Source organism: Alkalihalobacterium alkalinitrilicum, assembly GCF_002019605.1.
Lineage (GTDB): Bacteria > Bacillota > Bacilli > Bacillales > Bacillaceae_F > Alkalihalobacterium > Alkalihalobacterium alkalinitrilicum.
Genome location: NZ_KV917368.1, coordinates 1,098,904 through 1,115,167 on the forward strand (window position 1 = coordinate 1,098,904; position 16,264 = coordinate 1,115,167).

The 16,264-nt window shown below is 38.0% G+C and carries 14 protein-coding genes and 9 tRNA genes; 22 read left to right on the forward strand and 1 reads right to left on the reverse strand.

Translation table 11 applies throughout. From position 1 onward, the window contains the following. Positions 1–8 precede the first annotated feature (8 nt). The 6 genes from BK574_RS05180 to BK574_RS05205 all read left to right on the forward strand — a co-directional run bounded on the left by BK574_RS05180 (position 9) and on the right by BK574_RS05205 (position 6,190). Positions 9–989 carry a hypothetical protein gene (locus BK574_RS05180; RefSeq protein WP_078427797.1) on the forward strand — a complete coding sequence of 327 codons (981 nt, stop codon included), beginning with the start codon at positions 9–11 and terminating at the stop codon, positions 987–989. Positions 990–1,007: 18 nt separating this feature from the next. Next, positions 1,008–2,270: a fumarylacetoacetase gene (gene fahA, locus BK574_RS05185; RefSeq protein ID WP_078427798.1), complete on the forward strand. Its 1,263-nt coding sequence runs from the start codon at positions 1,008–1,010 to the stop codon at positions 2,268–2,270. A 58-nt stretch (positions 2,271–2,328) separates the two neighbouring features. After that, positions 2,329–3,462: a homogentisate 1,2-dioxygenase gene (locus tag BK574_RS05190; protein ID WP_238458117.1), complete on the forward strand. Its 1,134-nt coding sequence runs from the start codon at positions 2,329–2,331 to the stop codon at positions 3,460–3,462. A 78-nt stretch (positions 3,463–3,540) separates the two neighbouring features. Continuing rightward, a complete protein-coding gene (locus BK574_RS05195) occupies positions 3,541–3,840 on the forward strand; it encodes a 4a-hydroxytetrahydrobiopterin dehydratase (protein WP_238457959.1) in 300 nt (99 codons plus the stop codon). Between the two features lie 88 nt (positions 3,841–3,928). Continuing rightward, positions 3,929–5,656, forward strand: a complete 1,728-nt coding sequence (locus tag BK574_RS05200; protein WP_078427801.1) for an aromatic amino acid hydroxylase — start codon at positions 3,929–3,931, stop codon at positions 5,654–5,656. 255 nt (positions 5,657–5,911) lie between these two features. Beyond that, positions 5,912–6,190, forward strand: a complete 279-nt coding sequence (locus BK574_RS05205) for a DUF1292 domain-containing protein (RefSeq protein ID WP_078427802.1) — start codon at positions 5,912–5,914, stop codon at positions 6,188–6,190. A gap of 370 nt (positions 6,191–6,560) precedes the next feature. On the opposite strand, the gene BK574_RS05210 is transcribed toward BK574_RS05205, so the two are convergent. Further along, on the reverse strand, positions 6,561–7,181 hold the full coding sequence (locus BK574_RS05210) for a hypothetical protein (protein WP_218970539.1): 621 nt from the start codon (positions 7,179–7,181) through the stop codon (positions 6,561–6,563). Positions 7,182–7,525: 344 nt separating this feature from the next. Here BK574_RS05210 and BK574_RS27345 point away from each other — a divergent pair, with 344 nt between their 5' ends. From BK574_RS27345 to BK574_RS05275, 16 genes are all read left to right on the forward strand, one after another. Next, positions 7,526–7,672 (forward strand): hypothetical protein, encoded by a 147-nt coding sequence (locus BK574_RS27345; RefSeq protein ID WP_158211541.1) that lies wholly within the window; start codon positions 7,526–7,528, stop codon positions 7,670–7,672. A 210-nt stretch (positions 7,673–7,882) separates the two neighbouring features. Further along, complete coding sequence (ggt, locus tag BK574_RS05215; RefSeq protein ID WP_078427804.1) at positions 7,883–9,493, forward strand: gamma-glutamyltransferase; 1,611 nt, start codon at positions 7,883–7,885, stop codon at positions 9,491–9,493. A gap of 16 nt (positions 9,494–9,509) precedes the next feature. After that, positions 9,510–11,651, forward strand: coding sequence for a M20/M25/M40 family metallo-hydrolase (locus BK574_RS05220; protein WP_078427805.1), 2,142 nt, complete (start codon positions 9,510–9,512; stop codon positions 11,649–11,651). A 1-nt stretch (position 11,652) separates the two neighbouring features. Next, positions 11,653–12,486, forward strand: coding sequence for an N-formylglutamate amidohydrolase (locus tag BK574_RS05225; RefSeq protein ID WP_078427806.1), 834 nt, complete (start codon positions 11,653–11,655; stop codon positions 12,484–12,486). Between the two features lie 90 nt (positions 12,487–12,576). Beyond that, positions 12,577–14,358, forward strand: coding sequence for an LA2681 family HEPN domain-containing protein (locus BK574_RS05230; RefSeq protein WP_078427807.1), 1,782 nt, complete (start codon positions 12,577–12,579; stop codon positions 14,356–14,358). A gap of 319 nt (positions 14,359–14,677) precedes the next feature. Further along, the gene (locus tag BK574_RS28730; protein WP_274379399.1) at positions 14,678–14,803 is read left to right on the forward strand and encodes a hypothetical protein; all 126 of its coding nucleotides are present in this window, start codon (positions 14,678–14,680) and stop codon (positions 14,801–14,803) included. Positions 14,804–14,946: 143 nt separating this feature from the next. Beyond that, complete coding sequence (locus BK574_RS28735) at positions 14,947–15,081, forward strand: hypothetical protein (RefSeq protein ID WP_274379400.1); 135 nt, start codon at positions 14,947–14,949, stop codon at positions 15,079–15,081. Positions 15,082–15,243: 162 nt separating this feature from the next. Continuing rightward, positions 15,244–15,320, forward strand: a tRNA-Met gene (locus tag BK574_RS05235). A gap of 87 nt (positions 15,321–15,407) precedes the next feature. Continuing rightward, a tRNA-Asp gene (locus BK574_RS05240) sits at positions 15,408–15,483 on the forward strand. A 40-nt stretch (positions 15,484–15,523) separates the two neighbouring features. Further along, a tRNA-Phe gene (locus BK574_RS05245) sits at positions 15,524–15,599 on the forward strand. An 8-nt stretch (positions 15,600–15,607) separates the two neighbouring features. Further along, positions 15,608–15,681: transfer RNA gene (locus BK574_RS05250), tRNA-Trp, on the forward strand. Positions 15,682–15,702: 21 nt separating this feature from the next. Further along, a tRNA-His gene (locus BK574_RS05255) sits at positions 15,703–15,778 on the forward strand. Positions 15,779–15,800: 22 nt separating this feature from the next. Next, positions 15,801–15,875: transfer RNA gene (locus BK574_RS05260), tRNA-Gln, on the forward strand. Positions 15,876–15,879: 4 nt separating this feature from the next. Further along, positions 15,880–15,954: transfer RNA gene (locus BK574_RS05265), tRNA-Gly, on the forward strand. 17 nt (positions 15,955–15,971) lie between these two features. Continuing rightward, a tRNA-Leu gene (locus BK574_RS05270) sits at positions 15,972–16,060 on the forward strand. 3 nt (positions 16,061–16,063) lie between these two features. Then, positions 16,064–16,140: transfer RNA gene (locus BK574_RS05275), tRNA-Arg, on the forward strand. Positions 16,141–16,264 lie beyond the last annotated feature (124 nt).

Below are 16,264 nucleotides of genomic sequence, written 5' to 3' on the forward strand. Positions count from 1 at the left end.
AGGACAGTATGGTAAAAAAGAATAAAAGATTAGGCAATGAAAATAAACGTTCTAGTACTTTTTATTTCTTTTCAAACATAATCGATTATGCAGGGTTATTCCCTCCTGCACAACTATCGCTAGAAGAAGCCATCCGAAATTATATAGCTTATCAAAGAGATAATGATGCTTGGATGCTTGGGCATTTTATTATTCCTGTTACTAGATTGGATGAACTAACGCCTTATGCATCCCTTTTTTCAGAAAAAAACCCTTTAAACATTTCCGCGATCGGCCAACGAAGTCTAGATGCTGAAAGCTGTATTGACCTATTGACTTCCGACATGAAAAGAATCGCAGTATTTCTCAAAAAGCATAGGAAAGCTGTTAATGTTAAGGTCTTTGAGATGCCACTTCCCCCTGCCGTCCCAAATCGTCGTTTACTTGATGAAATTTCTCAGAAAACGCAAAAGTATAACCTCCAAACGTTTTGTGAAGTTACGGTAGCGTTTAATGATAAATGGAAACAACAAATGCTATTAACGCTGAATGAAATAGCTATTCACAATAACAATAACGATTCACGTCTCGGTTTAAAATTGCGAACGGGCGGCGTGACTGCAGATGCTTTCCCAACCCCTGAGCAGGTGGCGATAGTCCTTCATGGTTGCTGTGAACGAAGCATTCCCCAAAAGTTCACCGCGGGTTTGCATCATCCGATTCGAATATACCGTGAAGAAGTGAAAACTAAGATGCACGGCTTTTTAAATGTTTTTACCGCTGGCATGTTAGCAAGAACTAGAGATTTGGATAGGTCTACGATATCTGAAATCCTTGCAGATGAAGATGCTTCCAACTTTACTTTTACAGACGAAGGAATTGCCTGGAAAAACATGGTTGTTAGTGTCGCTGAACTACAACATCTCCGTAGGAATGCGCTTTCTTCTTATGGGAGCTGTAGTTTTGATGAACCGAGAGAAGATCTACGCGTACTGAACATTATTGAATAGGAAAGGGGGCTAACTGGTATGCTGAAGTCTTTTATAGATGTAGATGCTACATCCCATTTTCCAATCCAAAACTTGCCATATGGGATTTTTCGTCCACTAACTGGTGGAAAGCCACGTATTGGTGTAGCAATTGGAGACTACGTCTTGGACCTTTCCGAGTTAGAGGCAGCAGGACTACTTCAAGAAACTGGTTTCAATAAAAACGGGGTATTTGATCAACCTTCTCTCAATATGTTCATGGCACTAGGAAAGGAAGTTTGGCAAAAGATTCGCCAAAAACTTCAAGAATTATTAAGCGAAGATGAACCAACGTTACGAGATAATCAAACACTACGCTCTGCAGCTTTAAGAAAACAAAACGAGGTCGAACTTTTACTTCCATCCCAAATCGGTGATTACACCGACTTTTATGCATCAAAGGAACATGCTACAAATGTAGGAACGATGTTTAGAGGAAAAGAAAATGCCTTAATGCCAAACTGGACACACCTGCCTGTCGGGTATCATGGGCGATCGAGCTCTGTCGTCATAAGTGGTACCGATGTGTATCGTCCTAAAGGACAGATGAAGCCGCCTGATCAGGCTACCCCAATTTTTGGACCAAGTAAGCAACTCGATATAGAATTAGAAATGGGTTGGTTTATTGGCCAAGGGAATGAGAGAGGAAAACCGATTTCTATTGATGACGCAGAAGAGCATATATTTGGTCTCGTGTTAGTCAATGATTGGAGTGCCCGTGATATTCAAGCTTGGGAATACCAGCCGCTCGGACCATTTTTGTCTAAAAGTTTTGCAACATCGATCTCCCCATGGGTCGTTCCGCTTGAAGCTCTTGAACCCTTTCGGATAGATGGTCCAAAACAGGACCCAACGCCATTACCATATCTTCAAAAAGATGGACCTAGTTCGTTTGATATCCATCTTGAAGTGTATCTGAAGGGAAAAGAAATGGAACAATCCCAAAAGATTATTACTACAAACTTTAGCTATCTTTACTGGAGTATGGCTCAACAAATTAGCCATCATACGGTCGCTGGATGTAATTTACGCCCAGGAGACTTGCATGCTTCGGGAACAATCAGCGGTTCAAAAAAAGAACAGCGTGGGTGTTTACTTGAACTAACTTGGCGGGGAAAAGAGCCGATTGATCTACACAACGGCGAACAACGAATTTGGTTAGATGATGAAGATGTCATCACGATAACGGGCTGGTGTCAAGGTGATGGCTACCGAATTGGGTTCGGAGAAGTAACAGGGAAAATCCTTCCAGCCGTTCACTAATATAATGAGTACGATACCACTTGATAAGGAGGTTTTATCTGTGCCATTTTATAGACAAATGGGAGAAATTCCTCGGAAGCGACACACGATGTTTCGAAAGGAGGACGGCACATTATATCGAGAACAAGTAATGGGCACGAAAGGCTTCTCTGGGATTCAATCGATTTTATATCATCATCATCCACCAACGAGTATTATTAAATCCGAATTGTTAAAAGATTGTAGCGTTCATTATGAGGGCCAAAGTGACCTTTCGCATCGGCATTTTTATACACATCAGTATACAGAAACAACGGATGCTTTAACGGGTAGACATTATTTGCTAGGAAACGAAGATGTTCTCATTGGTGTCGTTAACCCTACCGAACCAATGGACTTCTTCTATCGAAACAGCGATGGGGATGAAGTCTTATTTGTTCATTATGGTTCAGGTAAAGTTGAAACGATGTTTGGTACACTATCCTATAAGCCAGGTGATTATATTGTCATACCGATTGGAACAATTTATCGTGTCATACCAGATGAAGGAGAGGCCAAGTTTTTAGTCATTGAAACGAACAGCTGGATAACAACTCCGAAGCGGTATCGTAATGCGCATGGACAATTACTTGAACATAGTCCATTTTGCGAACGAGATCTTCATGGTCCAGAAAAACTCGAGACACATGTTGACCAAAATGAGTACGAAGTGAAAACGAAATCAAGAGGGTATATGCATTCTCATACGTTCAATCATCACCCGTTGGATGTCGTCGGATGGGACGGATATTTGTACCCTTATATTTTTAATGTTGATGATTTCGAACCGATCACGGGTAGAATTCATATGCCTCCACCGATTCACCAAACGTTTGAAGGAAATAATTTTGTAATCTGTTCATTCGTGCCACGTATGTATGACTATCATCCAGAAGCAATACCTGCCCCTTATTATCATAGTAATGTGAATAGCGATGAAGTTCTTTATTATGTCAAAGGAAATTTTATGAGTCGAAAGGGAATCAGTGAAGGTTCGATTACTTTACACCCTTCTGGAATTCCACATGGGCCTCATCCAGGAAAAATCGAAGCAAGTATCGGGAAGAAAGAAACGATGGAATTAGCAGTTATGATTGATACATTCAGACCATTACGAGTCGTAAAACAAGCCCAAACATATGAAGATAAAGGATATAAGTACAGTTGGAAGTAGTTTATGCAGAGAGTTTATGGGTATATTAATTAGATAGTAGGAGCTACGAATATGAATAATTATAGTAGGAGGAGAGTCGTGGAAAAGTTAACAGTACAAGAAATCGAAATATTTTTAAACACGTACAAAGATTGGAAGTTGGTAGATGAGAAATGGATTGAAAAAAAATATCGATTTCATGCTTATTTAGATGGCATTGAATTTGTTCAAAAAATTGCTCAAGTTTCAGAAGAAATGAATCATCACCCTTTCATTTCGATTGATTATAAATTAATCCGCGTAAAGCTATCATCTTGGAAAGAAAACGGTTTAACTGCTTTAGATACTAAACTAGCAGAAGAATATGACGCCATCTATGAAACACTTAAAAATGTTTGACATAAAGGTATGAAACCTATATGTTATAGTAGTATAACGCTTTAACACTAAAAAGTGTTAAGGTGTGTTTCAGAAGGGTGTGTATAATATGACAACGAGAAAAGTGCCAAAGCATTTAAGAAAATATACGATAGAACAAAATTACGACAGTTATACTGCTATTAATCATGCGGTGTGGAGATATGTGATGCGCCAAAATCATCACACGTTAAAAGATTTAGCGCATGAAGCGTATATAGAAGGGTTACAGGCATCAGGAATATCAACCGAGAAAATTCCTGATGTGAATGAAATGAATCGGTGTTTAGCGCCCTTTGGTTGGGGAGCGGCAACTATCGATGGATTTATTCCTGGAGTCGCCTTTTTTGAATTTCAAGCAAACGGGATTCTCCCTGTAGTCGCAGAGATTCGGAAACTCGAAAATATTCAATATACACCAGCTCCGGATATGATACATGAAGCGGCAGGACATGCGCCCATTCTTTGTAATGAAAAATATTCTGAATATGTGAAGTTATTTGGTGAAATTGGGAAGAAAGCGATTGCAACGAAAGAAGAGCATGACGTATTTGAAGCTGTTCGTCACTACTCGAACCTTCTTGAAAAAGGAGAAGCAACGGAAACAGAAATCGCCAATGCAAAAAAGCAAATTGATGAAAAATCAAAATTAATTAGCGGCGTTTCTGAAGCTGAGAAGATTGGTCGATTATACTGGTGGACGGTCGAATACGGATTAATCGGTAGTTTAGAAGAACCAAAAATTTATGGAGCGGGCCTATTATCATCTGTTTCAGAAGGTGGCAATATTTTAAGTCCAGATGTAAAAAAAGTTCCTTTTGATTTAAAAACCATCATTAATACAGGCTTTGACATTACTAAACCGCAACCACAATTGTTTGTTTGTAATCATTTTGAACAATTAATTGAAGGCCTCAAAGAATTTGCTAAGGAAATGGCATTTATGAAGGGTGGAAGCGAAAGCTTAGAGAAGGCGATTCAATCCGCAAATGTTGCAACAGCTGTTTATAGTTCAGGCTTGCAAGTAACAGGAGTCATTCAAGACATGATCACGGATGAAGAAAATGAGCCGATCTATATTAAAACAAAAGGTGCAACCGCTTTAGCTCACAATGACAAGGAACTTAGTGAACATGGAACACAAACGCATAAAGATGGGTTTGGTGCTCCTGTAGGGAAATTAAAAGGAATAAATCAGCCGTTAGAAACTTTATCTGACAGTGAAATGGAATCGTTAGGAATAGCAGTTGGTCAAAGTTGTGAGCTTCATTTTGAGAGTGGAGTAGAAGTAAAGGGGACGGTCGAACAAATCGTTAAGGAAGGTGCAAACGTCATCCTGATTTCTTTTAAAAATTGTTTAGTAAAGTATAGAAATCAAGTTTTGTTTGAACCAAACTGGGGCATGTATGATATGGCCGTCGGTGAAAAGATTTCTTCCGTCTTCGCTGGAGCTGCCGATGGAGAAACGTATTATCCTAATGAAGAATCGAGTAGCAAAATCACTCATAACCAAGAACAAACAGAGCTTGATGATTTGTACCAAACTATCCGAAATGTCAGAGAAGGCATTGAAGAAAATACAATCGATGTGATTGAAAAAGTGTCAAAGGATCTCAACGATAAGTACCCAAATGATTGGTTATTAAAACTAGAAATCATCGAGATCCTTCACCAACAACATTGGTTACCCAAATTAGAAGCGGAAATCCTTTCAGATTTGCAAAGACTAAGTAAAAATAACAGGACAATAACTGCACTGATTGAAAATGGCTTAAAGATTTATCAAACAAAAATCTAAATTTATAAAATAAGAAATAGTAACATCATGGCTTAGCTATGGTGTTATTTTTGCGAAAAATAAATTTTTTTGAAACTAATTTTTACATGGATAACGTCTATCATATTGTGCTACAGATGATATTTCGTTTATTAAAAAGAAGAAATGTTTGAAACTATAAGGAAGTGATGGATAAATAGTATAGTAACAACTAACAATATTTGTGTATCTGTTTACTATAATCACCATAATATTAGATACAAGGAGGGAAACGTAATGACTGTTGAAATTGGAGAAGAATTATTATTTGGAGAAGAAGGTAGTGAACAGTTGTATGAAGTTCTATATACCGTTGATCTCAATACTAAACACTATTTAGTTGCGGGTTTAAGTACAGATTTAGCAGATAATGACAGTGATGCGAACATCATATCGTTTAGTTATACAGAAGACGAAGAAGGAACGCTTTTTTTTGATGAGATAAGTGATGAAGAATGGGAACAAGTTGAAGCTAAATTTAACACTTACATAGATAAAGTAGCGAACGAAGAATAGAGTTCAAAGTTTAATTCGTCTAACTGGTGCTAAAACTCCCACTCCAAGGCTTTGAGAAAACAGGAAAGTGGAGATGGGGGAGAGCACCAGTAATAAAGTCTAGGAGCCATGATACATTTCTTTCCAACTCTTCTATTTCTATTTTTTATTGTCTTTAACACTAATCATATGTTTTTCAATGATGACTTCAATTTTTTTACTTCCAGCTCTTTGACTATGTTGGATTAACTCATAAAGGAACGCAATATACTATCGTATACAACTCCACTTCTAATCTTCTTTGTATTGTCAAGTATAGGTATAAGTTCGTCTCAGTGCTTAGTTTTTTGTGTATATAGGTAAACTCTATACCAACAGTTTACCCGAAATGTTATTGTTTTAAAATTCCTTCCGCTTTTGAAATGCCGCTGTTATATTTATCTTGACCCAAAGCGAAAGTTAATTCTCCCGACATGATTTTCATTTTATCTTCAGCATCAATACCATCTCTAATTTCCACCAATCCTTCATGCAATGTTTTAAATGCATCCATAATGGATTGATGACTTTCTACATATCTTTCAGGAACTTCTCCACTTCCAGATTTCGTCATGCATTCAATATAGTACATTCCAAAAATTTCTTTCACACCATTCAATGCTGCTAACCATTCATCATCAGAATATAAATGATTATCTTCTTTACCATCTTCTAATATTTCTTTAGAAAACGCTAAAAATTTAGTATACCCCTCTTGCGTCTCATTTAAAAAGAGCCAGTAATTATCTTCTAATCCTTTCTCTTCTTCACTTAATGGACTGTTATTAATCTCTTCCTGTGCGGCTTCTTCTGCTGGAGCGTCAACCTCTACCAGCTCTGTACTTTCATTTGGTTCCACCTCACCACTTGCAACACTCTCATCATTACTTGAACACCCTATTAACAATAGTGATGTTAAAGCAATAGAACTTATCCATTTAATATTCAAATTCCTTCTTTCCTTTCGTTTCATTAAAATATCACTGTCCTTTCTACCTAATATCCTTTATTATATATCCGCATCCTTTAAAAACATATAACAATATAATTTTTGGTCTTTATCAACAAACTTAATCTGCCTCGAATAATACTGTTACTAAAACTACATGGTTTCCTAAGATTTTTTGTTATATTTTTTATCAACCATTGAGAAGTCGTGTTACCATCTAAAAGGAATAAATAACAATAATTGAAACTTCAAAGAAGGAAGATCAAAAATGTAAAAAGCGAAGGATTTTGGTATTAGACGTGAAGTGGAAACAATGTTGAATGAAACATTTAATAGGGCGTTGACAAAGAAACAAATTTGATGATGTGATGGAAACGATAGAATTGTACGACACCTTCGATAGCATCGTTGGTTTATTTGTCGCAAAAGGGATAAAAGAAACCGCAGAAAGAGATAAAATCCCTTTCGAAAGAGAGGTGTTAGAGTATCAACTTATTGTAAATATTTACTATTAAAATAGGTACACCTTTGTATATGTTTTCTTCTAACACCTTTAGGGTAGTTGGAAATTGAATTATTCAGTACACTCTAACCCCTTCTTTCCGTGAAGTCATCCTACCATAATTAATTTACCCCCATGAAATTAGGTTTCACTTTATCAAACTCGTGGTAATATATACATAATAATCGATATTTATTTCTTATAGAAAGAATGGCGAACACGAATGAAAAAAACAAAAATTTTTTCTGGAAAAAGTATATTTGGAATGGTGTCAACCGCTTCGAAGCCAGCGACTGAAGCTGGAGTGAAAATGCTTGAAAAAGGGGGGAATGCAGTTGATGCCGCAGTTGCCGCAGCTTTATGTTTAGGAGTAACCGAACCACAAGCATCAGGTATAGGTGGACAATCGATGGCCTTACTGTATTTGAAAGAAGCGGATCGAGTGTTTGCTTTAGACGGCTCATCCCGAGCTCCTTTTAATATTCAGCCGATGAAAACACCAGAAAAGCCAATAACATTAGGCTTAAAATCATCGACAGTTCCATCTACACCTGCCACCCTAGGTTATATGCAAGAAACGTATGGTCGACTGACTTTCGCTGAAGTAGTAGAACCCGCTATCGAAGCTGCCCAAAACGGATTTGTTGTATCTTCGTTGGTCCATCGATTACTAAAAAAAGAATCCGAACATTTACGGAAAGATCCTTCTATTGTGAAAAACTTCTTTGAAAATAATGAACCGAAACTTAAAGGTCAAGTTGTTCGTCAGCCCGAATTAGCTCATTGTTTACAGACAATAGCAGATCATGGATGGCAGGATTTTTATGTTGGTAGCATCGGAAGAAAAATCGTCAAAGATATGAAAAAAAGAGATGGTTTAATTACTGAAGCTGATCTTTGTCAAATTCCTCTCCCTGTCGAAAGAGAGGTTTTATCGAGTAGTTATCGAGATTATGATATTTATACTTTTCCACCACCAGGAGCAGGAAGAGTATTGATCCAAATTTTAAATACATTAGAAGCTTTCCCACCTGAAATACTAAATACCGAAGAGCCCGTTGGAGCTGTCATTTCCGCTTTAGCTTTTCAATTTGCGATTACCGATCGACAAAGGTTACCTATCCATCCAGATTATTATTTACAAACGGTGAATAAACTGATGTGTAACAAAGAGTATGCATCAGAAATTGCCCATTTAATTTCCATTTATAAATCTTCCATTGAAGAAAAGTATTCACCACCACCGACTTCGGGTGAAACGACTCATTTGTCTGTGACGGATAAGGACGGGAATGCAGTTGGAATTACTCAGTCAATAGAACTTGTATTTGGAAGTAAGAGAATGGCAACCGACCTTGGCTTTTTTTACAATAATTATATGAGTGCGTTTGAATATAAAAATATGACACATCCATATTTTCTACTACCTGGTGGAAAACCGTGGAGTAGTGTGGCTCCCACGTTAATCTGTAAAAATGGCACTCCGAGATTTTTATTAGGAAGTCCTGGAAGTAGTCGAATTTCAACTTCTCTTGCTCAAGTCATTACTAGATTGGTCGATAGGAAAGAAAATTTAGATACTGCGATTGCTGCACCGAGATTCCATTCTGCAGATACAGCTAAGCTTTTGATTGAAAAATTACGCTTTAAACAGGATGTAATAGATGCCTTGACTTCAACTGGTTTTGATTTAAAGAAACGAGGGTCCTATAGTTTTTATTTAGGCTGCGTGCAAGGAATCCAATTTCCTGAAAAAGAGGGAGAACCATTTTTTGGTGTGGCTGATCCTAGACGAGACGGAACTGCTGAAGGTCCAAATAGGATAAAACAATAGAAGGGTGAGGGTGTAAGTGAAGATAGCGGTTGTTTATAATCGTGAAAGTCAGGCTGTTATTAATTTATTCGGAAAGCAAAATCGTGAAAAATATGGTTTAGAAACAATCAAGAATATAAAGGAAGCTTTACTAGCAGGAGGCCATCAAGTTAAAACGTTTGAAGGAGATAAAAACATTATCGCCAAGCTTGAAGAATTTATGCCTTCAGTCGTTTCTGGTGAACGCCCTGGGCTAGTGTTTAACTTAAGCTATGGAATTCAAGGAAAAGGACGTTATATGCACATCCCTGGAATCCTAGAGATGCTAGGGATTCCTTATGTTGGTTCTGGTCCAGAAACACATGCTTTAGCACTCGACAAAGTCGTTACCAAAATGATTTTAATTCAAAGAGGACTTCCTACTCCTAAATTCACTGTGATGGATAAGCCTGATTCTCCAATTATGGATGAATTAAAATATCCTTTAATTGTAAAGCCGAAAGATGAAGCGGTTTCGTTTGGCCTCAAAGTCGTTCATAACGAAGAGGAACTAAGAGCTGGTGTACAGGTCATCTATGAAACATTCCAAGCTCCCACACTCGTTGAAGAATATATAGAAGGCCGAGAAGTGAACGTTGGTTTGCTTGGAAACAATCCTGTTGAGGCACTTTTGCCTGTTGAACTTGTCTTTGGAGAAGGAGAGCAAATTTATACATACGAAGACAAAAAGAATAAAAGCGGAAGAACTGTTGAAAAGGTTTGTCCAGCTCCTCTTTCTGAAGAACAGACGAAAGAAATTCAACAGCTTGCAATCGATACTTTTAATGCGTTAGGTTGCTATGATAGTGCTCGTGTTGACTTTCGAATTGATAAAGATGGCAAACCGTATATTTTAGAAGTCAATTCAATGGCCAGCTTAGGAGCTGACGGGTCGTTTGTTTATGCTGCACAAACGATGGGCTTAAGTTTTGCCGACTTAATGAACAAATTAATTGATATTACGAATGAGCGGTATTTCGGCCCCTACTTTGTTGACGGTCATGTTGAAGAAGGTAAAGAACAACAAGAGCTCATTACATCGATTACTCAAAAACGAGATAAAATCGAAGCTGATTTAAAAAGTTGGACGAATATATCAAGTTGGACACAAGACCCTGTTGGTTTGAGTTCGATCCGAAGAAGGCTCGAAGAACGATTGAAGGAACTTAACTTAAAGGTAGTTGAAGAACATACAAACGGACGATCTGCCTGGACGTATGAAACTGATGCTGGCTTTGAAGACGGGACATTACTCGTACTTCCAATTGATATACCGGGAGAACGTTCAGGATTTCCGATTCCGTATCGTACTGAACAGGAGTGGATTTATGGTGAAGGAGTGGCTTCGAGTCGCGGTGGCCTTGTCACACTATTGAGTGCTTTAAGTGCTCTAGAGGAGCAACAGATACTATCCGATAAGAAGGTTGGCGTTTTCTTTTATTCTGATGAAGGAAGAGGGATGCGCTACAGTAATGGTACCTTAAGAAAAGCCGCGCAAAAATCCAAACAGGTAATCGTTCTTCAACCAGGATTTACTGGAGGCAAAATTGCCGATCAACGAAGAGGAGCAAAACTATATAGCATTATTGTAGAAGGCGATCCGATGAGAATTGGTAAACAATTGAGTCAAACGGACGTTCTTAGTTACTTTATTCAAAAAGCAGAAAAGCTAAAGAAAATTAGTAGCCGTAATAAAAAATTAACAGTTGCCGTACAAGATGTACATTCTGAGCGGTATAGTGTTTTACTACCACACCGTGTACATGCGACAATTGTTGTTACGTATTTAGATGAAAAATTTGCAGTGGACGTCGAAAAACAAATTAGAGAAGCTTTTACATCTAACTCAAGTGGAACGCGTGCCTATGTAGAAACGTTAGTAGAAAGACCGCCACTATTACGAAAAAATAGTAATCCGATCATACCGCACCTGAGGGAATTAAGTGAAAAGTGGAATTTACCCTTTGGGACTGAAGCCAGCCTTTTATCTTCTGCGGCAGGTGAAATTCCGATGAATATTCCTGTCGTGTGTGGATTTGCACCAAGCAGTAAAAATTTATATACACCAAACGAAGCTATCCATCGAGGAGAATTGATCCAACGCTCTTTATTATTAGGTTTGTATTTATTGGAACAATAATATGGTGGATGTAAATTCAAAACTTCCATTAGTTATTTCCGTTCCCCACGGGGGAGTGATGATCCCGACGCATTTAATAAAAAAATGCCTACTATCAAAAGCAGAAATTTTACTGGACTGTGATACATGGTCGCATGAACTTTATAAGTTTAAAGAGTTAGTAGAAGAATTTGTAGATACACCGATTGCTCGGATTGTCATTGATATGAACCGAGAAAAAAGTGATTTTCCACCCTATAATCCTGATGGGGTGGTCAAAACGCAATCTGTTGTGGAAAAGTCCGTTTGGAATAGTCCAGGTGGATTAACGACCAGTGAAATTCAGCAATTGTTTACGAATTACTACACAATCTATCATCGTAAATTAGAGGCGGCTTCAAGCAACCCTAACGTTGTTTTAGGAATAGATTGTCACACGATGCTTGATGTAGGTCCAGTTCCTGGCCAGTCGAATTGGGAAAAACGACCGCTGTTTTGCTTAGGTAACAGAGGGTCAGATACAGGGCAACCTGTTGGTGAACCTATTACCGCTCCTACCGAATTAATGATAAAGTTCAAACAATTACTCGAAAGTAAATTTAAAAATTATGCTAGTCCAAACGAAAATGTACCTTTAGTTACATTAAATCAACCGTTTGCAGGAGGGTACATTACAAAGTATCACGGAAATAAAGGTAACATCCCTTGGATTCAATTGGAGATTAACCGAAGATTATATTTACCAGGATCTGTAGATAAAATGCCGATATTACCGAGTAAAAAGGATGTAGCTAAAATGAGAAGTATTCGAAATGAATTATATGACGTTTTTAAAGAGTTACTTAAAGAATTATAGTCATAAGCTAAGTGGAACGAAACCTAAGTCATAGTTCAATAGACTATCCTTTAGAATCACGGAACACTAACTTATTTAGGAGTGATAAACATGATGCGCAGTAATCGGAAATCAAGTGGAGGAGATCACAGTGTTCCGTGGACTGAAGAAAATCGTTGGAACAATCTATGTGAAATTGGAGAGCATCTTGAAGAATATAATGACTACCAACTAGCGTCTTTTTTTAAAGGTTTGCAATCCTTCCTAAATGAATTCCCTTATCAAGTGAAATATTACGAGAAATCTCTTCACCTTTTAAAAAGAGTTAAAAATCGGTTTCAAAAATACAGTCGATTAAACTATGCTTCAATACAACTCAGCTTAAAAGAGTATAAATGGAAAGACCCTGAAATTAAGAAAAACAATAACTTAAATCGGGATCAATATTATGAAATTCTTTTGGAATCTAGGAAACTTTTACGTTACCTTGAGAGTGAAGAAATACGTCATGACCAAGAATTTCATCCTGTTCCGAAAGAAGAAAAGAAAGAGTTACCTTTCATAACACCACAACATGTCCTAAAATCGGTAGGAGTTGTTTATCGTGCAACTCCTAATTTTGAACAAGAAATACAACCTGAAATTATTGCAGTGAAGATGAAATTGAAAACCTTGTATCAATATGATTCACGAATATGGGATATGATTCGCATTGAAAAGGAATTGTTTGATTATGGTGTGCAAAGTCCAGATGATTATATCTATTTTAATGTGGAACTAGTAAAGAACTTTTGGAATTGGATTCCGTTTATTACATTACAAGCTGATCGAACACCTTACCATATAATGCTCAAGTGGATGGCAGGAATAATAAATTCTTCAAAACAAGTAGCCGAAAAATACTTGGTCGGTTCTACTCATTTATCGTTAGAACAAGAATACGGTTCAATATTGGAAGATGCTAAGATAGGTATAGCGACACCTGAAGGACTTTGGTTCTATTCTCAAGCGGAAGCTCAACTTGAGAGTGTGATGTACAATTCAGATGGTACTCATTTATTTCAAGTCGTAATTCAAGCAATTAAGGAAGAAGGTCTAGAAGAACTTTTGACGTATACGCCTCCACCTGCGGTTACACTTGAAGACATCGAGGAAGGTCCCTATCCAGTAGATAAAGAGGAAACATACGAACAATGGTGCCGCCGAAAAGAATTATATTTATCGTTGGTCCCTTCATTTCTTTCGGGGAATTCGAAAGACGACATTCATGTATCATTTTTAGCTGGTGAACGGAATGAATATTTCGCATTTTTATTTGAATTAATGAAACAAGAGTTTGTCATTACGAGGCAGTTTTTCTTTGAAACATTAAAAGGCTATGAAACAAGTACAAATAATAAGAAGAAATTTTATATAGAAAGAACGAAACAATGCTATTTACAATCATATGGTTTATTTGATCGAGTTGCTACTTTCATAAAAGAATACTTTGATCTAACACTTCCCAAAAAAGTGACATATCATGGAATTTGGCATGAAAATGATGACCCTAAGTACGAAAATACAAGAAAGTCATTTAGAGAATCCATGAATTACAATCCATTTTTACAAACACTTTACAGCCTTTCGAGAGATATTTTTTATGAAAAAGAAAAAAGTCATCTTGCAGAGGAATACTCTGATCTAGCTAAAATCCGAAACTTAATAGCGCATTCTTTCATTTACATCAAGGTTGAGAATGACGGATCATCCGAACCTCATAATAAAATCGAAACCATCACTATTGAAGATCTTTTGAAAAAAACAGAAGCTCTCCTTACAAGAGTTAGAGATGTTTTAGTGTACTTAGTCTTGTTTTTATTAGCAGAAGAAAAAGTAAAAGCATTGGAATAGATCTTATTTTATAATAAGCACCTTTCTCTACCTTTTCTGAAGTAAATTTTTATTTTAAACACATATTTAAAACGGTCAAAAAGTGATTGATAAGAATGGTTGGATTAATATTCAAATTGTAGGGAAGAAAGAAAAAAACAAAATCAATCACTTTTTCAACTTGTATTCCATAACTACTTATGATAATATATAAATCACGTCGCAAATAGACTTTGTCCACTAGGCATAACGAGCAAATCTACGATGAAAATACATCGAGTTGTCTCGACGCATACACTGCGAAGAATAAGCAAGTAGAGGAAGAGACAGTCTTGCTACGATGAGTAACATCATCCGTATGCTTTATAACCTCGCGGGGTGGAGCATGGAGCAAAGCTTCTTGATTTTACATCGACATGTCGTGACGCATCAAGCTACAAAGCGTTACGAGAAGAGGAAACGATGACCTCTTAGAAAAAACATCATCTGTAAGCTATATAACGTCGCGGGGTGGAGCAACGAGCAAAACTACGATGAAATAACATCGAGTTGTCTCGACGCATACACTGCGAAGAATAAGCAAGTAGAGGAAGAGACAGTCTTGCTACGATGAGTAACATCATCCGTAAGCGCTCATATTATCGCGGGGTGGAGCATGGAGCAAAGCTTCTTGATTTTACATCGACATGTCGTGACGCATCAAGCTACAAAGCGTTACGAGAAGAGGAAACGATGACCTCTTAGAAAAAACATCATCTGTAAGCTATATACCGTCGCGGGGTGGAGCATGGAGCAAAGCTTCTTGATTTTACATCGACATGTCGTGACGCATCAAGCTACAAAGCGTTACGAGAAGAGGAAACGATGACCTCTTAGAAAAAACATCATCTGTAAGCTATATAACGTCGCGGGGTGGAGCAGTCTGGTAGCTCGTCGGGCTCATAACCCGAAGGTCATAGGTTCAAATCCTATCCCCGCAACCAAAATAATTACCGCACCTACGTCGAGCATCAGCTGAGATAGCGAGTATCAGTAATATTTGAAGAGTGCAACCAAATTTGTTCATATATGGTCCCGTGGTGTAGCGGTTAACATGCCTGCCTGTCACGCAGGAGATCGCGGGTTCGATTCCCGTCGGGACCGCCATTCTTATTCAGTAGTTTTACTACTGTTGTAATAGATTTGTGGCTCGGTAGCTCAGTCGGTAGAGCAATGGACTGAAAATCCATGTGTCGGCGGTTCGATTCCGTCCCGAGCCACCATTGATTCTAGGGGCATAGTTTAAAGGTAGAACTACGGTCTCCAAAACCGTCAGTGTGGGTTCAATTCCTACTGCCCCTGCCATAAAGAAAGCCTTATATTATGGCGGTTGTGGCGAAGTGGTTAACGCACCGGATTGTGGTTCCGGCATTCGTGGGTTCGATTCCCATCAGCCGCCCCATTTTGTAAGATTAAAAAGTTTTTGGGCTATAGCCAAGCGGTAAGGCAACGGACTTTGACTCCGTCATGCGTAGGTTCGAATCCTGCTAGCCCAGCCATTTTGCGGAAGTAGTTCAGTGGTAGAACATCACCTTGCCAAGGTGAGGGTCGCGGGTTCGAGTCCCGTCTTCCGCTCCAAGTAAATAGTCTGCTATGCCGGGGTGGTGGAATTGGCAGACACACAGGACTTAAAATCCTGCGGTAGGTGACTACCGTGCCGGTTCAAGTCCGGCCCTCGGCACCATTTGCGCCCTTAGCTCAGCTGGATAGAGTGTTTGACTACGAATCAAAAGGTCGGGAGTTCGAATCTCTCAGGGCGCGCCATTATTTTTTTATGAAGAGAGACATGAATAAATTAACTATACATAACGTGTTAAGCCATTCAGAAAAATCTGAATGGCTTTTATGATTTTAAAAAAAAATTGTATTTTAATTAACTTGAAGTGAA

Bases quoted from the DNA above. Each gene is read 5' to 3' on its own strand.
- BK574_RS05205 (WP_078427802.1), top strand. From the start codon at position 5,912: ATGACTGTTGAAATTGGAGAAGAATTATTATTTGGAGAAGAAGGTAGT.
- BK574_RS28730 (WP_274379399.1), top strand. From the start codon at position 14,678: ATGAGTAACATCATCCGTATGCTTTATAACCTCGCGGGGTGGAGCATG.
- BK574_RS05180 (WP_078427797.1), top strand. From the start codon at position 9: ATGGTAAAAAAGAATAAAAGATTAGGCAATGAAAATAAACGTTCTAGT.
- BK574_RS05210 (WP_218970539.1), bottom strand. From the start codon at position 7,181: ATGAAACGAAAGGAAAGAAGGAATTTGAATATTAAATGGATAAGTTCT.
- BK574_RS05230 (WP_078427807.1), top strand. From the start codon at position 12,577: ATGATGCGCAGTAATCGGAAATCAAGTGGAGGAGATCACAGTGTTCCG.
- ggt (WP_078427804.1), top strand. From the start codon at position 7,883: ATGAAAAAAACAAAAATTTTTTCTGGAAAAAGTATATTTGGAATGGTG.
- BK574_RS05190 (WP_238458117.1), top strand. From the start codon at position 2,329: ATGGGAGAAATTCCTCGGAAGCGACACACGATGTTTCGAAAGGAGGAC.
- BK574_RS05225 (WP_078427806.1), top strand. From the start codon at position 11,653: ATGGTGGATGTAAATTCAAAACTTCCATTAGTTATTTCCGTTCCCCAC.
- BK574_RS28735 (WP_274379400.1), top strand. From the start codon at position 14,947: ATGAGTAACATCATCCGTAAGCGCTCATATTATCGCGGGGTGGAGCAT.
- BK574_RS27345 (WP_158211541.1), top strand. From the start codon at position 7,526: ATGGAAACGATAGAATTGTACGACACCTTCGATAGCATCGTTGGTTTA.
- BK574_RS05200 (WP_078427801.1), top strand. From the start codon at position 3,929: ATGACAACGAGAAAAGTGCCAAAGCATTTAAGAAAATATACGATAGAA.
- fahA (WP_078427798.1), top strand. From the start codon at position 1,008: ATGCTGAAGTCTTTTATAGATGTAGATGCTACATCCCATTTTCCAATC.